Annotated in this window: 11 protein-coding genes; 1 reads left to right on the top strand and 10 read right to left on the bottom strand. The window is 66.2% G+C overall.

The features are described 5' to 3' along the window. Nucleotides 1-17: 17 nt before the first annotated feature. The 4 genes from Amn_RS08465 to murA form a co-directional block, all read right to left on the bottom strand. On the bottom strand, nt 18-1,532 hold the full coding sequence (locus Amn_RS08465) for an ABC transporter substrate-binding protein (protein ID WP_286296176.1): 1,515 nt from the start codon (nt 1,530-1,532) through the stop codon (nt 18-20). A gap of 79 nt (nt 1,533-1,611) precedes the next feature. Then, on the bottom strand, nt 1,612-2,544 hold the full coding sequence (gene murQ, locus Amn_RS08460) for an N-acetylmuramic acid 6-phosphate etherase (RefSeq protein ID WP_286296174.1): 933 nt from the start codon (nt 2,542-2,544) through the stop codon (nt 1,612-1,614). A gap of 114 nt (nt 2,545-2,658) precedes the next feature. Beyond that, complete coding sequence (locus Amn_RS08455; RefSeq protein WP_502874755.1) at nt 2,659-3,549, bottom strand: glucosamine kinase nucleotide-binding domain-containing protein; 891 nt, start codon at nt 3,547-3,549, stop codon at nt 2,659-2,661. Between the two features lie 5 nt (nt 3,550-3,554). Then, on the bottom strand, nt 3,555-4,811 hold the full coding sequence (gene murA / locus Amn_RS08450; RefSeq protein WP_286296170.1) for a UDP-N-acetylglucosamine 1-carboxyvinyltransferase: 1,257 nt from the start codon (nt 4,809-4,811) through the stop codon (nt 3,555-3,557). A gap of 137 nt (nt 4,812-4,948) precedes the next feature. Between murA and Amn_RS08445 the strand changes: the two genes are divergently transcribed. Next, nucleotides 4,949-5,800: a MurR/RpiR family transcriptional regulator gene (locus tag Amn_RS08445; protein ID WP_286296168.1), complete on the top strand. Its 852-nt coding sequence runs from the start codon at nt 4,949-4,951 to the stop codon at nt 5,798-5,800. Nucleotides 5,801-5,833: 33 nt separating this feature from the next. On the opposite strand, the gene Amn_RS08440 is transcribed toward Amn_RS08445, so the two are convergent. The 6 genes from Amn_RS08440 to Amn_RS08415 all read right to left on the bottom strand — a co-directional run bounded on the left by Amn_RS08440 (nt 5,834) and on the right by Amn_RS08415 (nt 14,831). Continuing rightward, nucleotides 5,834-8,506, bottom strand: a complete 2,673-nt coding sequence (locus Amn_RS08440; RefSeq protein ID WP_286296166.1) for a nitrate reductase — start codon at nt 8,504-8,506, stop codon at nt 5,834-5,836. Between the two features lie 2 nt (nt 8,507-8,508). After that, the gene (gene nirD / locus Amn_RS08435) at nt 8,509-8,838 is read right to left on the bottom strand and encodes a nitrite reductase small subunit NirD (RefSeq protein WP_067966946.1); all 330 of its coding nucleotides are present in this window, start codon (nt 8,836-8,838) and stop codon (nt 8,509-8,511) included. 5 nt (nt 8,839-8,843) lie between these two features. Next, a complete protein-coding gene (gene nirB, locus Amn_RS08430; protein ID WP_154385987.1) occupies nt 8,844-11,294 on the bottom strand; it encodes a nitrite reductase large subunit NirB in 2,451 nt (816 codons plus the stop codon). A 20-nt stretch (nt 11,295-11,314) separates the two neighbouring features. Further along, a complete protein-coding gene (locus Amn_RS08425; protein WP_154385988.1) occupies nt 11,315-12,607 on the bottom strand; it encodes an MFS transporter in 1,293 nt (430 codons plus the stop codon). Between the two features lie 395 nt (nt 12,608-13,002). Beyond that, on the bottom strand, nt 13,003-14,238 hold the full coding sequence (locus Amn_RS08420) for a CmpA/NrtA family ABC transporter substrate-binding protein (RefSeq protein WP_286296161.1): 1,236 nt from the start codon (nt 14,236-14,238) through the stop codon (nt 13,003-13,005). Further along, the gene (locus Amn_RS08415; RefSeq protein WP_067966949.1) at nt 14,235-14,831 is read right to left on the bottom strand and encodes an ANTAR domain-containing response regulator; all 597 of its coding nucleotides are present in this window, start codon (nt 14,829-14,831) and stop codon (nt 14,235-14,237) included. The genes Amn_RS08420 and Amn_RS08415 overlap by 4 nt, the downstream gene beginning before the upstream one ends. Between the last annotated feature and the right edge of the window lie 20 nt (nt 14,832-14,851).

The following is a 14,851-nucleotide window of genomic DNA, read 5'->3' as shown; positions in this document are numbered from 1 at the left end:
GCCCAAAACGCCAGTTGCTACTGGATGGTGACCTTGCCGAGGCTGACCAGCGAGCCGGTCGGCATCGGCACGAAGCCCTGCACGTTCTTCTGCTGGGCGGTGTAGCCATAGCCAGTGTAGAGCCAGATCCACGGCGCCTTTTCGGCAAGCTGCTTGTCGAACTCGGCGAAGATCGCCTTGCGCTTTTCCGGATCGGTCTCGGCGCGGCCGTCCTGCAGCAGCTTGTCGAGCGTGTCGTCGGCGAAGTTGGAAACCTTCTGCAGGTTGCCGTTCTTGGTCCAGTAGCGATTGTACATGGTGTAGGGGTCGGGACGACCGCCATTCAGCGCCACAGCCATGTCGAAGTCGCCCTTCAGCCAGGTGTCGACATAGACGTTGAGCTCCATCATCTTGATGTCGAGCTTGACGCCGATCTCGGCCAGCTGCGACTGCAGCACCTGGGCTTCGGCGGCAGCCGTCGGCGGCTCGCCGGTGGCGGCGATCACGGTCGCGCTGAAGCCGTCGGCAAAGCCGGCATCGGCCATCAGCTTCTTGGCCTTGTCGATATCCTGCTTGTAGCAGAACAGCGAATTCGGATCGGAAGCGAAGAAGGGTGCAGTGATCGGCCCGGTCACCTGGCCTTCACCGAGGGATGCCGTGTCGAGCACCGCCTTGCGGTCGACGGCGCAGGAGATCGCCTGGCGCACGGCGAGCTCGTTCATCGGCTTGCGCGCCGGGTTGAGCTGCAGCACATGGTAGGCGAGCAGCGGCGCGCGGTTGAGCTGGAGCTTGGGCTCGTTGGGCACCAGCGTCGCGATCAGCGGATCGTTGAGCAGGGCGAAATCGACCTGGCCGGTGCGCATGGCGGCGAGGATCGCGGTTTCGTCGGGCAGGACGCTGATCTCGATGCCGTCGACGCCGGTAGCACCCCCGGCCCAGTCCTTGTTGGCGACGAGTGCCGCCTTGGAATTGGGATCCCACTTCTCGAGCTTGAACGGACCCGAGCCGATGGCCTTGGTGCCGATGGTGCCGGCCGCGATCTCGCTTGCCGGGACGATCGACGAATTGGTGTCGGTCATGGCGGTCAGGATCGGCGCGTCGGGCTGCTTCAGCTTGAACACCACGGTGCCGGCATCGGGCGCCTCGATGCTCTCGATGGAGAGGTAGTTGGCGCGGTTGGCGGCACCGGTCTTCTCGTCGAGGATACGCTCGAACGATGCCTTGACGTCGGCCGAGGTCACGGCGGCGCCGTTCTGGAACTTGGCCTTGGGGTCGAGCTTGAAGGTGAGCTGCTTGCCATCAGCTGCGAATTCCCAGGACGTCGCGATGCCGGGGATGATCTTGAGATCGGCGTCGAGGCGCACGAGCGGCTCATAGATCAGCTCGAGCAGGCGCAGCGACGAGAACGCGGTCTGCTTGTGCGGGTCGAGGCCGGTGGCGTCCTGCGCCCAGGCCATGCGCAAGTTCGCTGCATCGGCATGGCCTGCGACCGCCGAGAGACCGATCATCACGGCCGTCGTCGCGCCAAGGAAATATCTGAATTTGCTGGTCATTTCATCCTCCCTGTTACTCTTTCGCCGGCGGCCGGAATGGCCGCCCGGATCACTCAGTTGCCCGGATCAGTGGCCCGGATCATTGGGATGCCTGCTTCGCATCCTGGATTGCTTGCCGCAAGAAGCCTCTGGAACCGTCCAGCGCTGATCGCGCCGCGGCGGGTTCCATCCCCGTCATGACGATGAGGATTGCCAGCTTCACGTCGTTGTCGGTCTGGGCGAGCGCTGCCTGCGCCTCTTCCAGCGTGCATTCGGCTGCCTGCATGACGATGCGGGCGGCGCGGGCAACAAGCTTCTTGTTGGATGCCTTCAAGTCGACCATCAGGTTTTCATAGGTCTTGCCGATGCCGATCATGCTGGCGGTGGTCAGCATGTTGAGCACCAGCTTTTCGGCCGTGCCCGATTTCATCCGCGTCGAACCGGTCAGCGCCTCGGGGCCGACGACGGGCGAAATGGCGATGTCGGCGATTTCAGCGATGGCCGACTGCGGGTTGCAGGACAAAGCCACCGCGGTGGCGCCGACCTTCTTCGCATAGTTCAGACCGCCGATGACATAGGGCGTACGGCCGCTTGCAGCGATCCCGACGACGACGTCCCTGGATGTCAGCTCGATGTCGGCCAGCGCCTCCGCACCCTTGGTCTGGCTGTCCTCGGCCCCTTCGGTGGCCTTCAGCAGCGCGCTGTAGCCGCCGGCAATGAGGCCGACCACCATGGTCGCAGGCACGCTGAAAGTCGGCGGGCACTCCGAGGCGTCGAGCACGCCGATGCGGCCGCTGGTGCCGGCGCCCATATAGATCAGGCGGCCACCCTGGCGGAAGGCGGCGATGGTGCGGTCGACTACGGCCGCGATCTCTGGGATCACACGCTCGACCGCATGGGCGACAAGCTTGTCTTCGTCGTTGATTTTCCTGAGCACGTCGATGGTCGGCAAAAGGTCGATATCCATGGTGCGCGGGTTCCGCTCCTCGGAAACCAAACGCCCCAGTTCCGAAATCAAGGCTTGTTCTGACACTTGTCGCCACCTGCCCGGTTCTCAAGATGCAAGAGCCTGTGGAGCCGGTTCTCCTAGGCTTTCATTAACGTTTTAGAATGGCATATTCCTGTTGTCAATAAATTTTGGAATGGATTATTCCTTGGCAATGAGCGTCCGGTCGAGCTGTCGGGCCAGGATGATCGCCCCCGACACGGCATCGCCGTCCGCCGGCTTGAGGCGGCGGCGGACGTCGGGCGCAAGCCAGGGCTCCAGCGGGCTGGCCAGGCCGCCGAGCAGGGTGACGCGCGGCGCGCCCTTGTCGAACAGGGTGCGCACGATGGTGTCGATCTGCTCTGCCGCCGCCTGCACGATGCGGCGCCCGGCGGCATCGCCCTGGTCGGCGTGGCGCATGACGGTGGGCGCAAGTGCTGCGTAATCGGTGGCGGTTGCCCGGTCCATCCAGGCCACGGCTTCCATCGGGTCGTTGTGGAAGCGCTGCATGACCTCGGTGAGAAGGGCCGAACGGTCGTGGCGGCCATCATGGGCGCGCAGCGCCAGTTGCACCGCCTTCAGGCCGAGATCGGCGCCACTGCCCTCATCCGAGATCGGAAAACCGTAGCCGCCGACCCTGAGGTCGCGCCCCTCGACGACGCCCAGCCCGATCGAACCGGTGCCGGCAATGACGATGGCGCCGTCCTTGCCCGAATGGGCGCCAAGGCAGGCGCCCATGCCGTCGCTGGTGAAGCCGATAGCGGCGAAGGGGTGTTCCAGCGCCTGCAGCGCCTCCAGCGCGCCCTTGCGGCCGATGCCGGCAAGGCCAATGCCGGCAAAGGTGCGCGCCAGCTCGGCTGCTCCGAAGCCGGCCTCCTCGACAGCCGCGCCATAGGCACGGGCGATCGAGGCCCAGGCGACGTCGATGCCGAGCCGCGTCGTCGCCGGACCGGAGAGCCCTTGGCCGAGCACATCGCCTGTCGCATCGACGATGCGGGCGCGGCAACCGGTGCCGCCGCCATCGACGCCGAGATAGAAACGGGGGAGCGCCACCGCACTCATCCGGGTAGCCGCTCGATTGTCGCTCCGCACATCTGGAGCTTGCGGTCGAGGCTCTCGTAGCCCCGGTCGAGGTGGTAGACGCGATTGACGATGCTCTCGCCCTCGGCGACCAGGGCTGCAAGCACCAGCGACACCGACGCCCGGAGATCGGTGGCCATGACCTGCGCCCCGCGCAGTGGTGTGCCGCCGCGCACCAGCGCCGTCGTGCCCTGCAAGGTGATGTTGGCGCCGAGGCGAACCAGCTCGGGCACATGCATGAAGCGGTTCTCGAACACCGTCTCGCGCAACAGCGACGCGCCCGGCGCGCAGCACATCAACGCCATGAACTGGGCCTGGAGATCGGTCGGAAAGCCCGGATATGGCTCCGTGGTGACGTCGACCGGCGTCAACGGACCGTCGCGCGAGACGATCAGCCCGCGGTCGCCCGGCCAGACGCTGACGCCCGCCGCCTCCAGCACCTGCACCACCGACGCCATGTGCTCGAGTCGCGCATTGGTCAGCTCGAGCTGGCCGCCTGTAATCGCTGCGGCAATCGCATAGGTTCCCGCCTCGATGCGGTCGGGGATGGTGTGATGGCTGGCCGCGCGCCAGGACGTGCCGCCCTGGACGAGGATCCGGTGCGTGCCCGCCCCTTCGATGTTTGCGCCCATGGCGCCGAGGCAGGCGGCGAGGTCCATCACCTCGGGCTCGCGGGCGGCGTTGACGATCTCGGTCTCGCCCTGTGCCGCGGTTGCCGCCATCATCGCCGTCTCGGTCGCGCCGACCGACGGCGAGCCGAGCACGATGCGTGCGCCGGTCAGCCCCTTGGGCGCGGCGGCGACGATCGAGCCGCCGCGAATGCCGATGTTGGCGCCCAATTGTCCGAGCGCCTTGATGTGCATGTCGACGGGCCGCGCGCCGATGGCGCAGCCGCCGGGCAGCGACACCTCGGCCTTGCCGAAACGGGCAAGCAGCGGCCCCAGCACCAGCACCGTGGCACGCATCTTGCGCACCGTGTCGTAGCTGGTTTCCCGCGACGAGGCCTTGCTCGCGTCGACATGGACGGAGCGGCCCTGGCGGCTGATTTCAGCGCCATGCTGGGTGATGACGCCGAGCATGTTCTCGACGTCGCTCACCGCAGGCAGGTTTGTCAGGTAGAGCGGTTCCGGGCTCAGCAAAGAGGCCGCGATCTGCGGCAAGGCCGCATTCTTGGCGCCTGAAATGGCGACCGCGCCCTGCAGCCTCTGCCCGCCGACGATACGCAACTTGTCCATATCAAAGAATCCGTTCAGCAGCCGATCGAACCGGCAGAACTGACAAGAGAGTTGATCGCAATATTCTTCTCTGTCAACCTTGCCTGGAATATTCTATTCCTTGATGTCAGCTGGATGAGAGAGCCCCGAGGAGCTTCATGTCGGTTCTCACGAAAATCATTGCGACGCTCGACACCATGGCGCCGGCAGACCGGCAGATCGGCCAGTTCATCGTCGACAATCCAGATGAAATGCTGCGCCTGTCGTCGGTGGCGCTGGGCGAGCAGACGGGCCGCAGCCAGTCCAGCGTGGTGAAATTCGCGCAGAAGCTCGGTTATCCCAGCTACCAGCAGCTGAAGCTTGCGGTCAGCGAGGCCAAGGCCCAGCAATGGCAGGCGCCGCCCGGCATGGTCCATGGCAGCATCGATCGCGCCGACGGCTACATTGCCGTGCAGCAGAAGCTGGTCGCCGGCAAACTCGCGGCGATGCAGCAGACGATGTCGGTCAACAGCGAACAGACGGTGGAGCGGGTGCTCGACCTGCTCGACCGGGCCGAGCGCATCCACCTCGCCGGCGTCAGCGCCTCGTCGCTGGTCGCCCGCGACTTCGCCATCAAGCTGATGAAGCTCGGCCGCAACGTGCTGCACGACAGCGACAGCCATGTGCAGCTCGCCAGCGCCGCGTCGCTGGGATCGCGCGACGTGATGCTGGCCTTCTCGCATTCGGGCACAAGCATCGAGACGGTGCGCATCGCCGAACTCGCCAAGGAGCGGGGCGCCACCGTCATCGTCATCTCCTCGCTCAGGGACAATCCGCTGAGCGCCATTTCAGACGTCGTGCTGCATTCGGTCAGCGACGAGGACAATGTCCGCTCGTCGTCGATCACCGCCCGCGACGCGCAACTGGCGCTGACCGATCTGCTGTTCATCCTGCTGGTCCAGCGCCAGGACGACGCCAATGACCATATCCACCGCAGCGAGGCGGCGGTGGCGGCGCTCAAGATGCGGTGATACCGACAGGCGCGGCTGCTCCCCTCGCCGGCTTCACTCGGCGGCCAGCAGGCGTGACGCTTCGAGCATGGTCCTGATCTCAGACCGGCAGGAGCCGCAATTGGTGCCGGCCTTCAGCGCTGTGCCGATCTCGTCGAGGCTTTTGCTGCCGCCCGATATCGCGGCGGTGAGCTGGTTGACCCCGACATTGAAGCAGGAGCAGACGATGCGGCCGACAGACGGCACCGGCACCGGCGCTCGCCCCGACAGCAGCGCGCGGCGGTCGAGCGGCGACAGCGGCTCGGCGGAAGCGAGCAGCGACAGCAGCCAGTCGCGCTCGGGCAGATGGCCTTGCGGCGCGACCAGCAGCGCCTCGCCGAGCCGGCCCGCCGCGTCGGTCGCGGCAGCACGGAAGGTCGAGCTGCGCCGGTCGGTGTATTCGAGCAGTTGGTCGGCCGGCACGACGTCGACCAGCCGGCGGGCGAGCAGGATGCCCTGTTCGGGCGGTTCGGTGCCGGAGAGTTCATAGACCCAGCCGCCGGCCACCGCCGCGCGGCTCCAGTGGACAAAGCCGGTCGGCCTGATATCGCGGCGGGTCATCAGCACGCCGGCCCAGGCGACCGGCTCGCGCGCGATCCGCACCGGGACGTGCTTGAGTTCCGGCTGGCCGGAAAATGGATCGGTGACCGGCGCCGACAACGACCCGGCGGCGGCGTTGGCGGCAAAGCGCCCGCTCCAGTGCATCGGCAGGAAGGCCTCGCCCCGCCGCTGGCCGGCGCTGGCAGCGACCTTGGCCCGGCCGCCGCCATAGCGGCTTTCGATGCGGACGAGATCGCCGTCGGCGACCCCAAGTGCGGCGGCGTCGGCAGCGTTCAGCTCGATCACCGGCTCCGGCGCATTGGCCATCAGGCGCGGCACCCGGCCGGTGCGGGTCATGGTGTGCCACTGGTCGCGCAGACGGCCGGTGTTGAGAACCAAGGGAAACGCCGCGTCGACCGGCAGCGCCGCGCCCTCCTGGCGAACGGCGACGAAACGGGCGCGGCCGTCGGCGGTGGGAAAGCGGCCATCGCCAAGCAAGCGTGGGCTCTTGGCCGAGGCGCGGGCGGGAAAAGGCCAGTGCAGCGGCACAAGCGTATCATAGGCGCTGTCCTCGATATCGGCGAGGCCGCCAATGTCGAACAGGCGGACGCCGTCATTCTCGAAGGCGGACAGTGCCGCGTGCTCGCGAAAGATCGCCGCCGGGCCCCGATGGTCGAAGGCTTCGGCAAAGCCCATGCGCCGGGCGACCTGCGAGACGATCCACCAGTCGGGCCTGACGTCGCCAGGCATCGGCAGGAACGATTTCTGGCGCGATATCAGGCGCTCTGAATTGGTCACCGTGCCGTCCTTCTCGCCCCAGGCCGCGGCAGGCAGCAGCACGTCGGCGAACTGGCTGGTGTCGGTGCGGGTGACATCCGAGACCACGACGAATTCGCAGGCCTTCAGGGCAGCGCGCACCTTGCCGGCATCCGGCATGCTGACGGCGGGGTTGGTGCCCATCACCCAGAGCGCCTTGATACGGCCGTCGCCTGCCGCCTCGAACATGTCGACGGCCTTCAGGCCCGGCTTGCGGGCAATGGCAACCGTGCGCCAGAAGCGGCCGACCCTGTCAGGCGCCTGGGGATCGTCGAAGCCCATATGCGCTGCAAGCTGGTTGGCAAGGCCGCCAACCTCGCGCCCGCCCATCGCATTGGGCTGGCCGGTGACCGAGAACGGCCCCATGCCCGGCCTGCCGATGCGGCCGGTCGCCAAGTGGCAATTGAGGATGGCATTGACCTTGTCGGTGCCATGGGCCGACTGGTTGACGCCCTGGCTGTAGACGGTGACGGTGCGCGCCGTCGCCGCGAACCAGTCGTAGAAACGTGACACCTCGGCGCTGTCGAGATCGCAGGTTTCGGCGACACGCCTCGGCGTCGGCGCGTCGGCGCAGGCAAGGCTGACCGCCGCCTCGAAGCCCGAAGTGTGGGCGGCGACATAGTCGCGGTCGATGGCACTGCTGCCCACAAGATGCGCCAGAAGGCCGTTGAACAGCGCCACGTCGGTGCCCGGCCTGAGCTGCAGATGCAGGTCGCACTCTCCGGCGGTAGCCGTGCGGCGCGGATCGACGACGACGATCCTGGTTCCGCGCTCGGCGCGCGCGGCAAGCAGGCGCTGGTAGAGGATCGGATGGCACCAGGCGGTGTTGGACCCGACAAGCACGACAAGGTCGGCCTGTTCTAAATCCGCGTAGACGCCGGGCACAATGTCTTCGCCGAAGGCGCGCTTGTGGCCGGCGACGCTGGAGGCCATGCACAGCCGCGAATTGGTGTCGATATTGGCCGAGCCGATGAACCCCTTCATCAGCTTGTTGGCGACGTAATAATCCTCGGTCAGCAATTGCCCCGAGACATAGAAGGCAACGGCGTCAGCTCCGTGGCGGGCGATGGTCTCGGAGAAGCGCCCGGCCACCACATCGAGCGCCGCGTCCCAGGAGGTGCTGCGGCCGGCGATCTCGGGATGCAGCACACGCCCGTCGAGGCGGAGCGTTTCGCCAAGCGCGGAGCCCTTGGAACAGAGTTTGCCGGCATTGGCGGGATGGCCGGGGTCGCCGCGCACGGACACTGTTTCGTCCGCGGCGACCCGCGCCTGCACGCCGCAACCCACCCCGCAATAGGGACAGGCGGTCCTCACCTCGCGTGCATCCGTCATGGTCAGGCTGCCTTCGAAGCACGGAGTTCGAGGGCGATGAACAGGCGCCCGTCCTCGACCTTGAGCGGGATGGTCCTGACCGCGCCTTCGTCGGCGCCGAGCGCCTTGCCGGTTTCGAGCGAAAACACCCAGTTGTGCAGCGGGCAGGTCACCGCCGCACCATGGACGATGCCCTGGCTCAGCGGCCCGCCCTTGTGCGGGCAGTGGTCCTCGATGGCGAAGACCTGGTCTTCGGCGGTGCGGAACACGCCGATCTTGCCCTGGGGCGTGTTCACACAGCGCGCACCGCGCAACGGTATGTCGGCGATCGTCCCGATCGCGATCCAGTCCATCTCGCTCATTCCGCTGCCTCCGCATAGCCGACCGAGGCCATCGGGCGGAACTCGTGCTTGTCCTTGCCGGAGACGCGCTCCGACCATGGATCGACCTGGGCGAATTTCTGGGAAAAGACGAAACGCTCGTAATAGGCCTTGCGCTTGCCGGCATCGTCGAGGATCTGGCGCCTGATCTCGGCAATGCCGACACGCTTGGCCCATTTGTAGATGCGTTCGAGATAGCGGCCCTGCTCGCGATACATCTGCGTCAGCGCGACGATGACCTCGAGCGCCTCGTCCTCCGATTTCACAAGGCCGAGCACCTCGGTGCCCTTGATGTCGAGGCCGGCAGCACCGGCAAAATGGACCTCGAAACCGCTGTCGACGCAGATCACGCCGATGTCCTTGCAGGTCGCCTCGGCGCAGTTGCGCGGGCAGCCCGACACCGCCATCTTGAGCTTGGCCGGCGTCCACGAGCCCCACATGAACTTCTCGATGCGGATGCCGAGTCCGGTCGAATCCTGGGTGCCGAAACGGCACCAGTCGGAGCCGACGCAGGTCTTCACCGTGCGCAGGCCCTTGGCATAAGCGTGGCCCGAGACGAAACCGGCCTTGCCAAGATCGGACCAGACCGCCGGCAGGTCCTCCTTGCGGATGCCCAGCATGTCGATGCGCTGGCCGCCCGTCACCTTGACCAGCGGGATCTCGAACTTGTCGACGACATCGGCGATGGCGCGCAATTCGCCTGAGCTGGTCACCCCGCCCCACATGCGCGGCACCACCGAATAGGTACCGTCCTTCTGGATGTTGGCGTGGACACGCTCGTTGATGAAACGCGACTGGTAGTCGTCGGCATATTCGTCGGGCCAGTCGCAGACGAGGTAGTAGTTGAGCGCCGGCCGGCACTTGGCGCAGCCGCAGGAGGTCTTCCACTGCAGCTCCTGCATCACCTCCGGGATGGTCTTCAGGCCCTTGGCCTTGATCAGGCGGCGCACGTCGTCATGGCCGAGCTCGGTGCATTTGCACATCGGCTGCACGGCTGTAGGGTTGTAGCTGTCGCCCAGGGTCAGCGACATCAGTTGCTCGACAAGGCCGGTGCAGGAGCCGCAGGACGCGGACGCCTTGGTATGGGCGCGGACGTCGTCGAGCGAGGTCAGCCCCTTCGCAATGATGGTGCCGGTGATCTTGCCCTTGCAGACGCCGTTGCAGCCGCAGATTTCTGCATCATCCGCCAGTGCCGCAACGGCCGCCATAGGGTCCAGCGGCGATCCTCCCTGATAGGCCTGGCCGAAGATCAGCGTGTCGCGCATCTCCGAAATATCGGTCTGCTTCTTCTTGAGGTCGTTGAACCAGGCCCCGTCACCCGTTTCGCCATAGAGCACCGTGCCGATGACACGATTGTCCTTGAGCACCAGCCGCTTGTAGATGCCGGCTGCGGCATCGCGCAGCACGATCTCCTCGCGGTCGTCGCCATCGGCGAAGTCGCCGAGCGAATAGAGGTCGATGCCGGTGACCTTGAGCTTTGTCGGCGTGTCGGAATGGACGAAGCAGGCCGTCTCGTCGCCAGCGAGATGGGCCGCTGCGACGCGTGCCATCTCGTAGAGCGGCGCGACGAGCCCGTAGACCTGGCCGCCGACCTCCGCGCATTCGCCGAGCGCAAGGATGTCGGGATCGGAGGTGCGCATGCCGTGGTCGACCACAATGCCGCGATTGGTGTCGATGCCGGCATCCCTGGCGATCGATGCATTGGGCCGGATGCCGACTGCCATCACCACCAGCGTCGCCGGGATGATGGTGCCATCGGCGAGTTCCACGCCCTCGACCTTGCCATCGCCGACGATGGCCTTGGTGTTGGCCTTGGTCATCACCTTGATGCCACGCGCCTCGACCGCCTTCTGCAGGAGATAGCCGGCGGCAGGGTCGAGCTGGCGCTCCATCAGCGTCGGCATGACGTGCAGCACCGTCACATCCATGCCCTGCTCCTTCAGTCCCGCCGCGGCCTCCAGGCCGAGCAGTCCGCCGCCGATCACCACCGCCCTGGCGCGTGACTGGGCGGCAAGCAGCATGGCGTTGACGTCGTCGAGGTCGCGGTAGGTCAGCACGCCGGGCAAATCCGTGCCCGGCACCGGAATGATGAAGGGCACCGAACCGGTGGCGACGACCAGCCTGTCATAGGGTTCGGTGACGCCATGGTCCGATGTGACGGTCTTCGCCACGCGGTCGATGGCGACGATCCTGTGGCCCTTGTAGAGCGTGATGCCGTGCTTGATGTACCAGCCGTCGCCGTGGATCACGATCTCCTCGAAGGCCTTCTCGCCCGACAGGACCGGCGACAGCATGATGCGGTCGTAGTTCACGCGCGGCTCGGCGTTGAAGATGGTGACCTGGTAGCGGTCGGGTGCTGCTTCCAGCAGATGTTCCAGCATGCGCCCGGGGGCCATGCCGTTGCCGATGATGACAAGTCTCTCGGTCATTGCTGTGCTCCTCGACAATGTCACTGGGCAGCGAAGGTCAGCGGCGCGTCGGCGCTTTCGCGCGACATCCGGCGGATCGACAGGTGCATCCAGACCAGCGATGCCACGACGATGGCGAACAAAAGCATGAAGCAGCTCGACCACAGGCCGGTGAGGTCGTTGAGCGCGCCGAATGCGATGGGCAGGATGAAGCCGCCAAGGCCGCCGATCATGCCGACGAGGCCGCCGACGGCGCCGACATTTTCAGGATAGTAGGCCGGGATGTGCTTGTAGACGGCGGCCTTGCCCAGGCTCATGAAGAAGCCGAGCACGAAAGCGACGACCATGAAGGCGATCGGCCCGACCTCGAAGTGGAAGGACATCGGTCCGCTGATGCCGTGCACGACATAATCGGCCGTCGGCAGCGACAGGATCAGCGTGGCGATCGCCGAGACGCCGAAGGTCCAGTACATCACCGTGCGGGCGCCGACGCGGTCGGAGAGGATGCCGCCATAGGCGCGGAAGATGCTGGCCGGGATCGAATAGGCGGCACCGATCATGCCGGCGGTGACGATGTCGAAGCCATAGACGCCGATCAGGTAGCGCGGCAGCCACAGAGCCAGGGCGACGAAGGCGCCAAAGGAAAAGAAATAATAGAGGCCGAAGCGCCAGACCTGGACGTTGCGCAGCGGCGCGAACTCGGCCCAGAAGCTCTTTGCCTGTCCGCCATGGATGCGGCGCTGGCGGATGACGGGGTCGTCCTCGCTGCCGAACCAGAAGATGAAGGCCATGAAGCCGAGGCAGGCAGCCCAGATCAGCGCCACTTCCTGCCAGCCGCCGGCAAGCAACACGAAGGGTGCCAGGAACTTGGTGACTGCGGCGCCGACATTGCCGACGCCGAAGATGCCGAGCGCCGTGCCCTGCTTGCCGGCCGGAAAGAAGCGCGAGACATAAGCGACACCGACGGCGAAGGAGCCGCCGGCGAGGCCGACGCCGAGGGCGGCGATCAGCATCTGGGTGTAGGTCTGGGCAAAGGCGAGCAGGAAGGTGGCGATGGCCGCCGCCAGCATGGTCGCGGTGTAGACGAGACGCCCGCCGAAACGGTCGGTCCAGACGCCGAGCACGATGCGCACCAGCGAGCCGGTCAGGATCGGCGTGCCGATGAGCAGCCCGAACTGGGTTTCGGAGAGGCCGAGCTCCTGCTTGATGCGCACGCCGATGATCGAAAAGATCGTCCACACGGCAAAGCAGACGGTGAAGGCGATGGTGGAGATGGCTAGCGCCCTGACCGGAGCATTGTCCTGGCTGGGCGCGGCTGGGAGGGTGGTGGTCATTGTCGGCTCCGTTGTGCGGCGTGGGAGGCGCCGCGCTGATCTGGATCGCGAAAACAAAAAAAGCTGCCGGCCAGGGTCGCGCGTCCGTACATCCGGGATCGCGGTCATCTGGTCGGCAGCTTCGCCTGGGGCGCCCGCCATTGGACGCCGATATGTCTGGCCCTGCCGCATCGTGCTCACCGAAACTCGATCTCGAGTTTCAGGCCGATGCGGTGGCCTCGTCTACTGCAATGCACAAGCCGTGCCAGTTTCACTGATCACGGCGTTCCCTTTTATTTTCAGATGCTTATGTAAAATCGGCCGCATTGGCTGCCGAATTACAGGCGATCAATCGATAGCCAACTCACGTCGGCACCTGCCCAATTTATGTGCAGTGCACAAAAATTGACGACCGATCAGCCGGCCACGTTCAGCTGGGCAGCGATGTAGCCGTCAAGATCGTCGGGATCGAACAGGCCGCCGTCAAAGAATCCGTCCGGCCCAAGCACCAGGCTGGCGCCGGCCGAGCCGACCGGCGTCGGCACCGGCAGCGCACCTTCGACCTTGGCATTGGCGCCGGGCAGTGCCGCCCCCAGCGGCTTGAGCGCGGTGCGGTAGAGGTCGGGACGGTAGGTGTCGCGGGCGATCGCGGCATTGGCGGCGGAATGCTCCACCTGGCCCCAGCGCACCATCTGGCTGTAGAACCACAAGGCATGGCTCTTCCACGGGAAGGTCGCGGCCTTGGCCTGCGGCACGAAGAAGTCGTCAACGTCGACGAGACTGTCCACTGCCGTGCCGAGATGGCCTGACAATGCCGGCAGCATCCATCCGGCCGGGCGCCCGACATAGGCAGGCGCCGCCATGATGCCGGCAAGCTCGGCGTGATTGGCCGGTTCCGCGCACCACTGCGCCGCATGGTGGATGGCGCGCAGCAACGCCGACAGCGCCTCGGCATTGGCCTCGCCCCAGCGCGCGTCGGCGCCCAGCACCTTCTCCGGGCTGGAACGCCAGATCTTGGCCTTGACCGTGGCGATGCGGCCATGGCCGAGCAAAACGGCGGCGGTATTCCAGGGTTCGCCGGCGCAGAAGCCGTCGAGCGCGCCCGAGCCCAAGGCATCGGCCATCAGCGGCGGCGGCAGGATCACGATCTCGACGTCGCGGTCGGGATCGATGCCGCAGGCAGCCAGCCAGTAACGCAGTTCGTAGTTATGGCCGGAATGCGGATGAACGACGCCGAGACGCAGCGGCGACGCGTTGCTGCGGGCACGCGCGGCGACGACGGCGCGCAGCGCCTCGCCGACGGCACGCGGCGAAAGATCGTCGCTTGCGCCATGGCCGGCCATGTCGTGCCACAGCGCGTTCGACACGGTGACCGCATTGCCGCCGAGGCCGAGCGCCATCGGCACGACGGTGTTGGCCGCCAGCGGGGTCAGGCCGAGATTGCAGGCGATCGGCATCGGCGCCAGCATATGCGCGACCTGGAAATGCCCGACCGCGAGCCGGTCGCGGATGTTGGCCCAGGAGGTCTCGCGCAGCAAGGTGAGCTCGATGCCTTCGGCCGCGGCAAAGCCCTTCTCCCGGGCCGCGACCAGAAGCGCGCTGTCGAGCAGCGGCAGGAAACCGGCTGAAATCTCGAAGCGGGCCTCGCTCATGCGTCGTCTCCCAACAGGCCTGCAGCGGTGACGAGGCTTTGGGCGATCTCCGACAGCTTGCGGTTCTGGTTCATCGCCGCCTTGCGCATCAGCGCATAGGCCTCGGTTTCGGAGATGCCGCGCGACTTCATCAGGATGCCCTTGGCGCGGTCGATCACCTTGCGGTCCTCGAGTTCGCTGCGCGCCTCCTCCAGTTCGCGCGCCAGCCGCGAAAACGCATTGAAGCGACTGACGGCCATGTCGAGGATCGGCTTGACCCGCTCGCGCTTCAGCCCGTCGACGACATAGGCGGAGACGCCGGCATCGACCGCGGCCTCGATCGAGGCGCTGTCGGAGCGGTCGACGAACATGGCGATCGGCCGCTTCACCGCTCGTGACAGCTGGAACATGTTCTCCAGCATGTCGCGGTTGGGGTTTTCGAGATCGATGACGATGACGTCGGGATTGATCTCGGCGATGCGTCGGCCGATGCCTGAAACATCGTGGACCAGCGTGACGTCCTCATGCCCGGCCTCGCGCAGCCCCGCCTCGATGATCGAGGCGCGGATGCGGTTTTCGTCGATGACGAGTACCCGGAGCGCGGCGGTCTTCATGCTCTTCTTCTTTGCGCGCC

Origin of the sequence: Aminobacter sp. Y103A (assembly GCF_030294925.1) — a bacterium.
Lineage (GTDB): Bacteria > Pseudomonadota > Alphaproteobacteria > Rhizobiales > Rhizobiaceae > Aminobacter > Aminobacter ciceronei.
The sequence above is the reverse complement of the archived record's forward strand: the minus strand, read 5'-3'. Positions and strand labels throughout refer to the sequence as shown.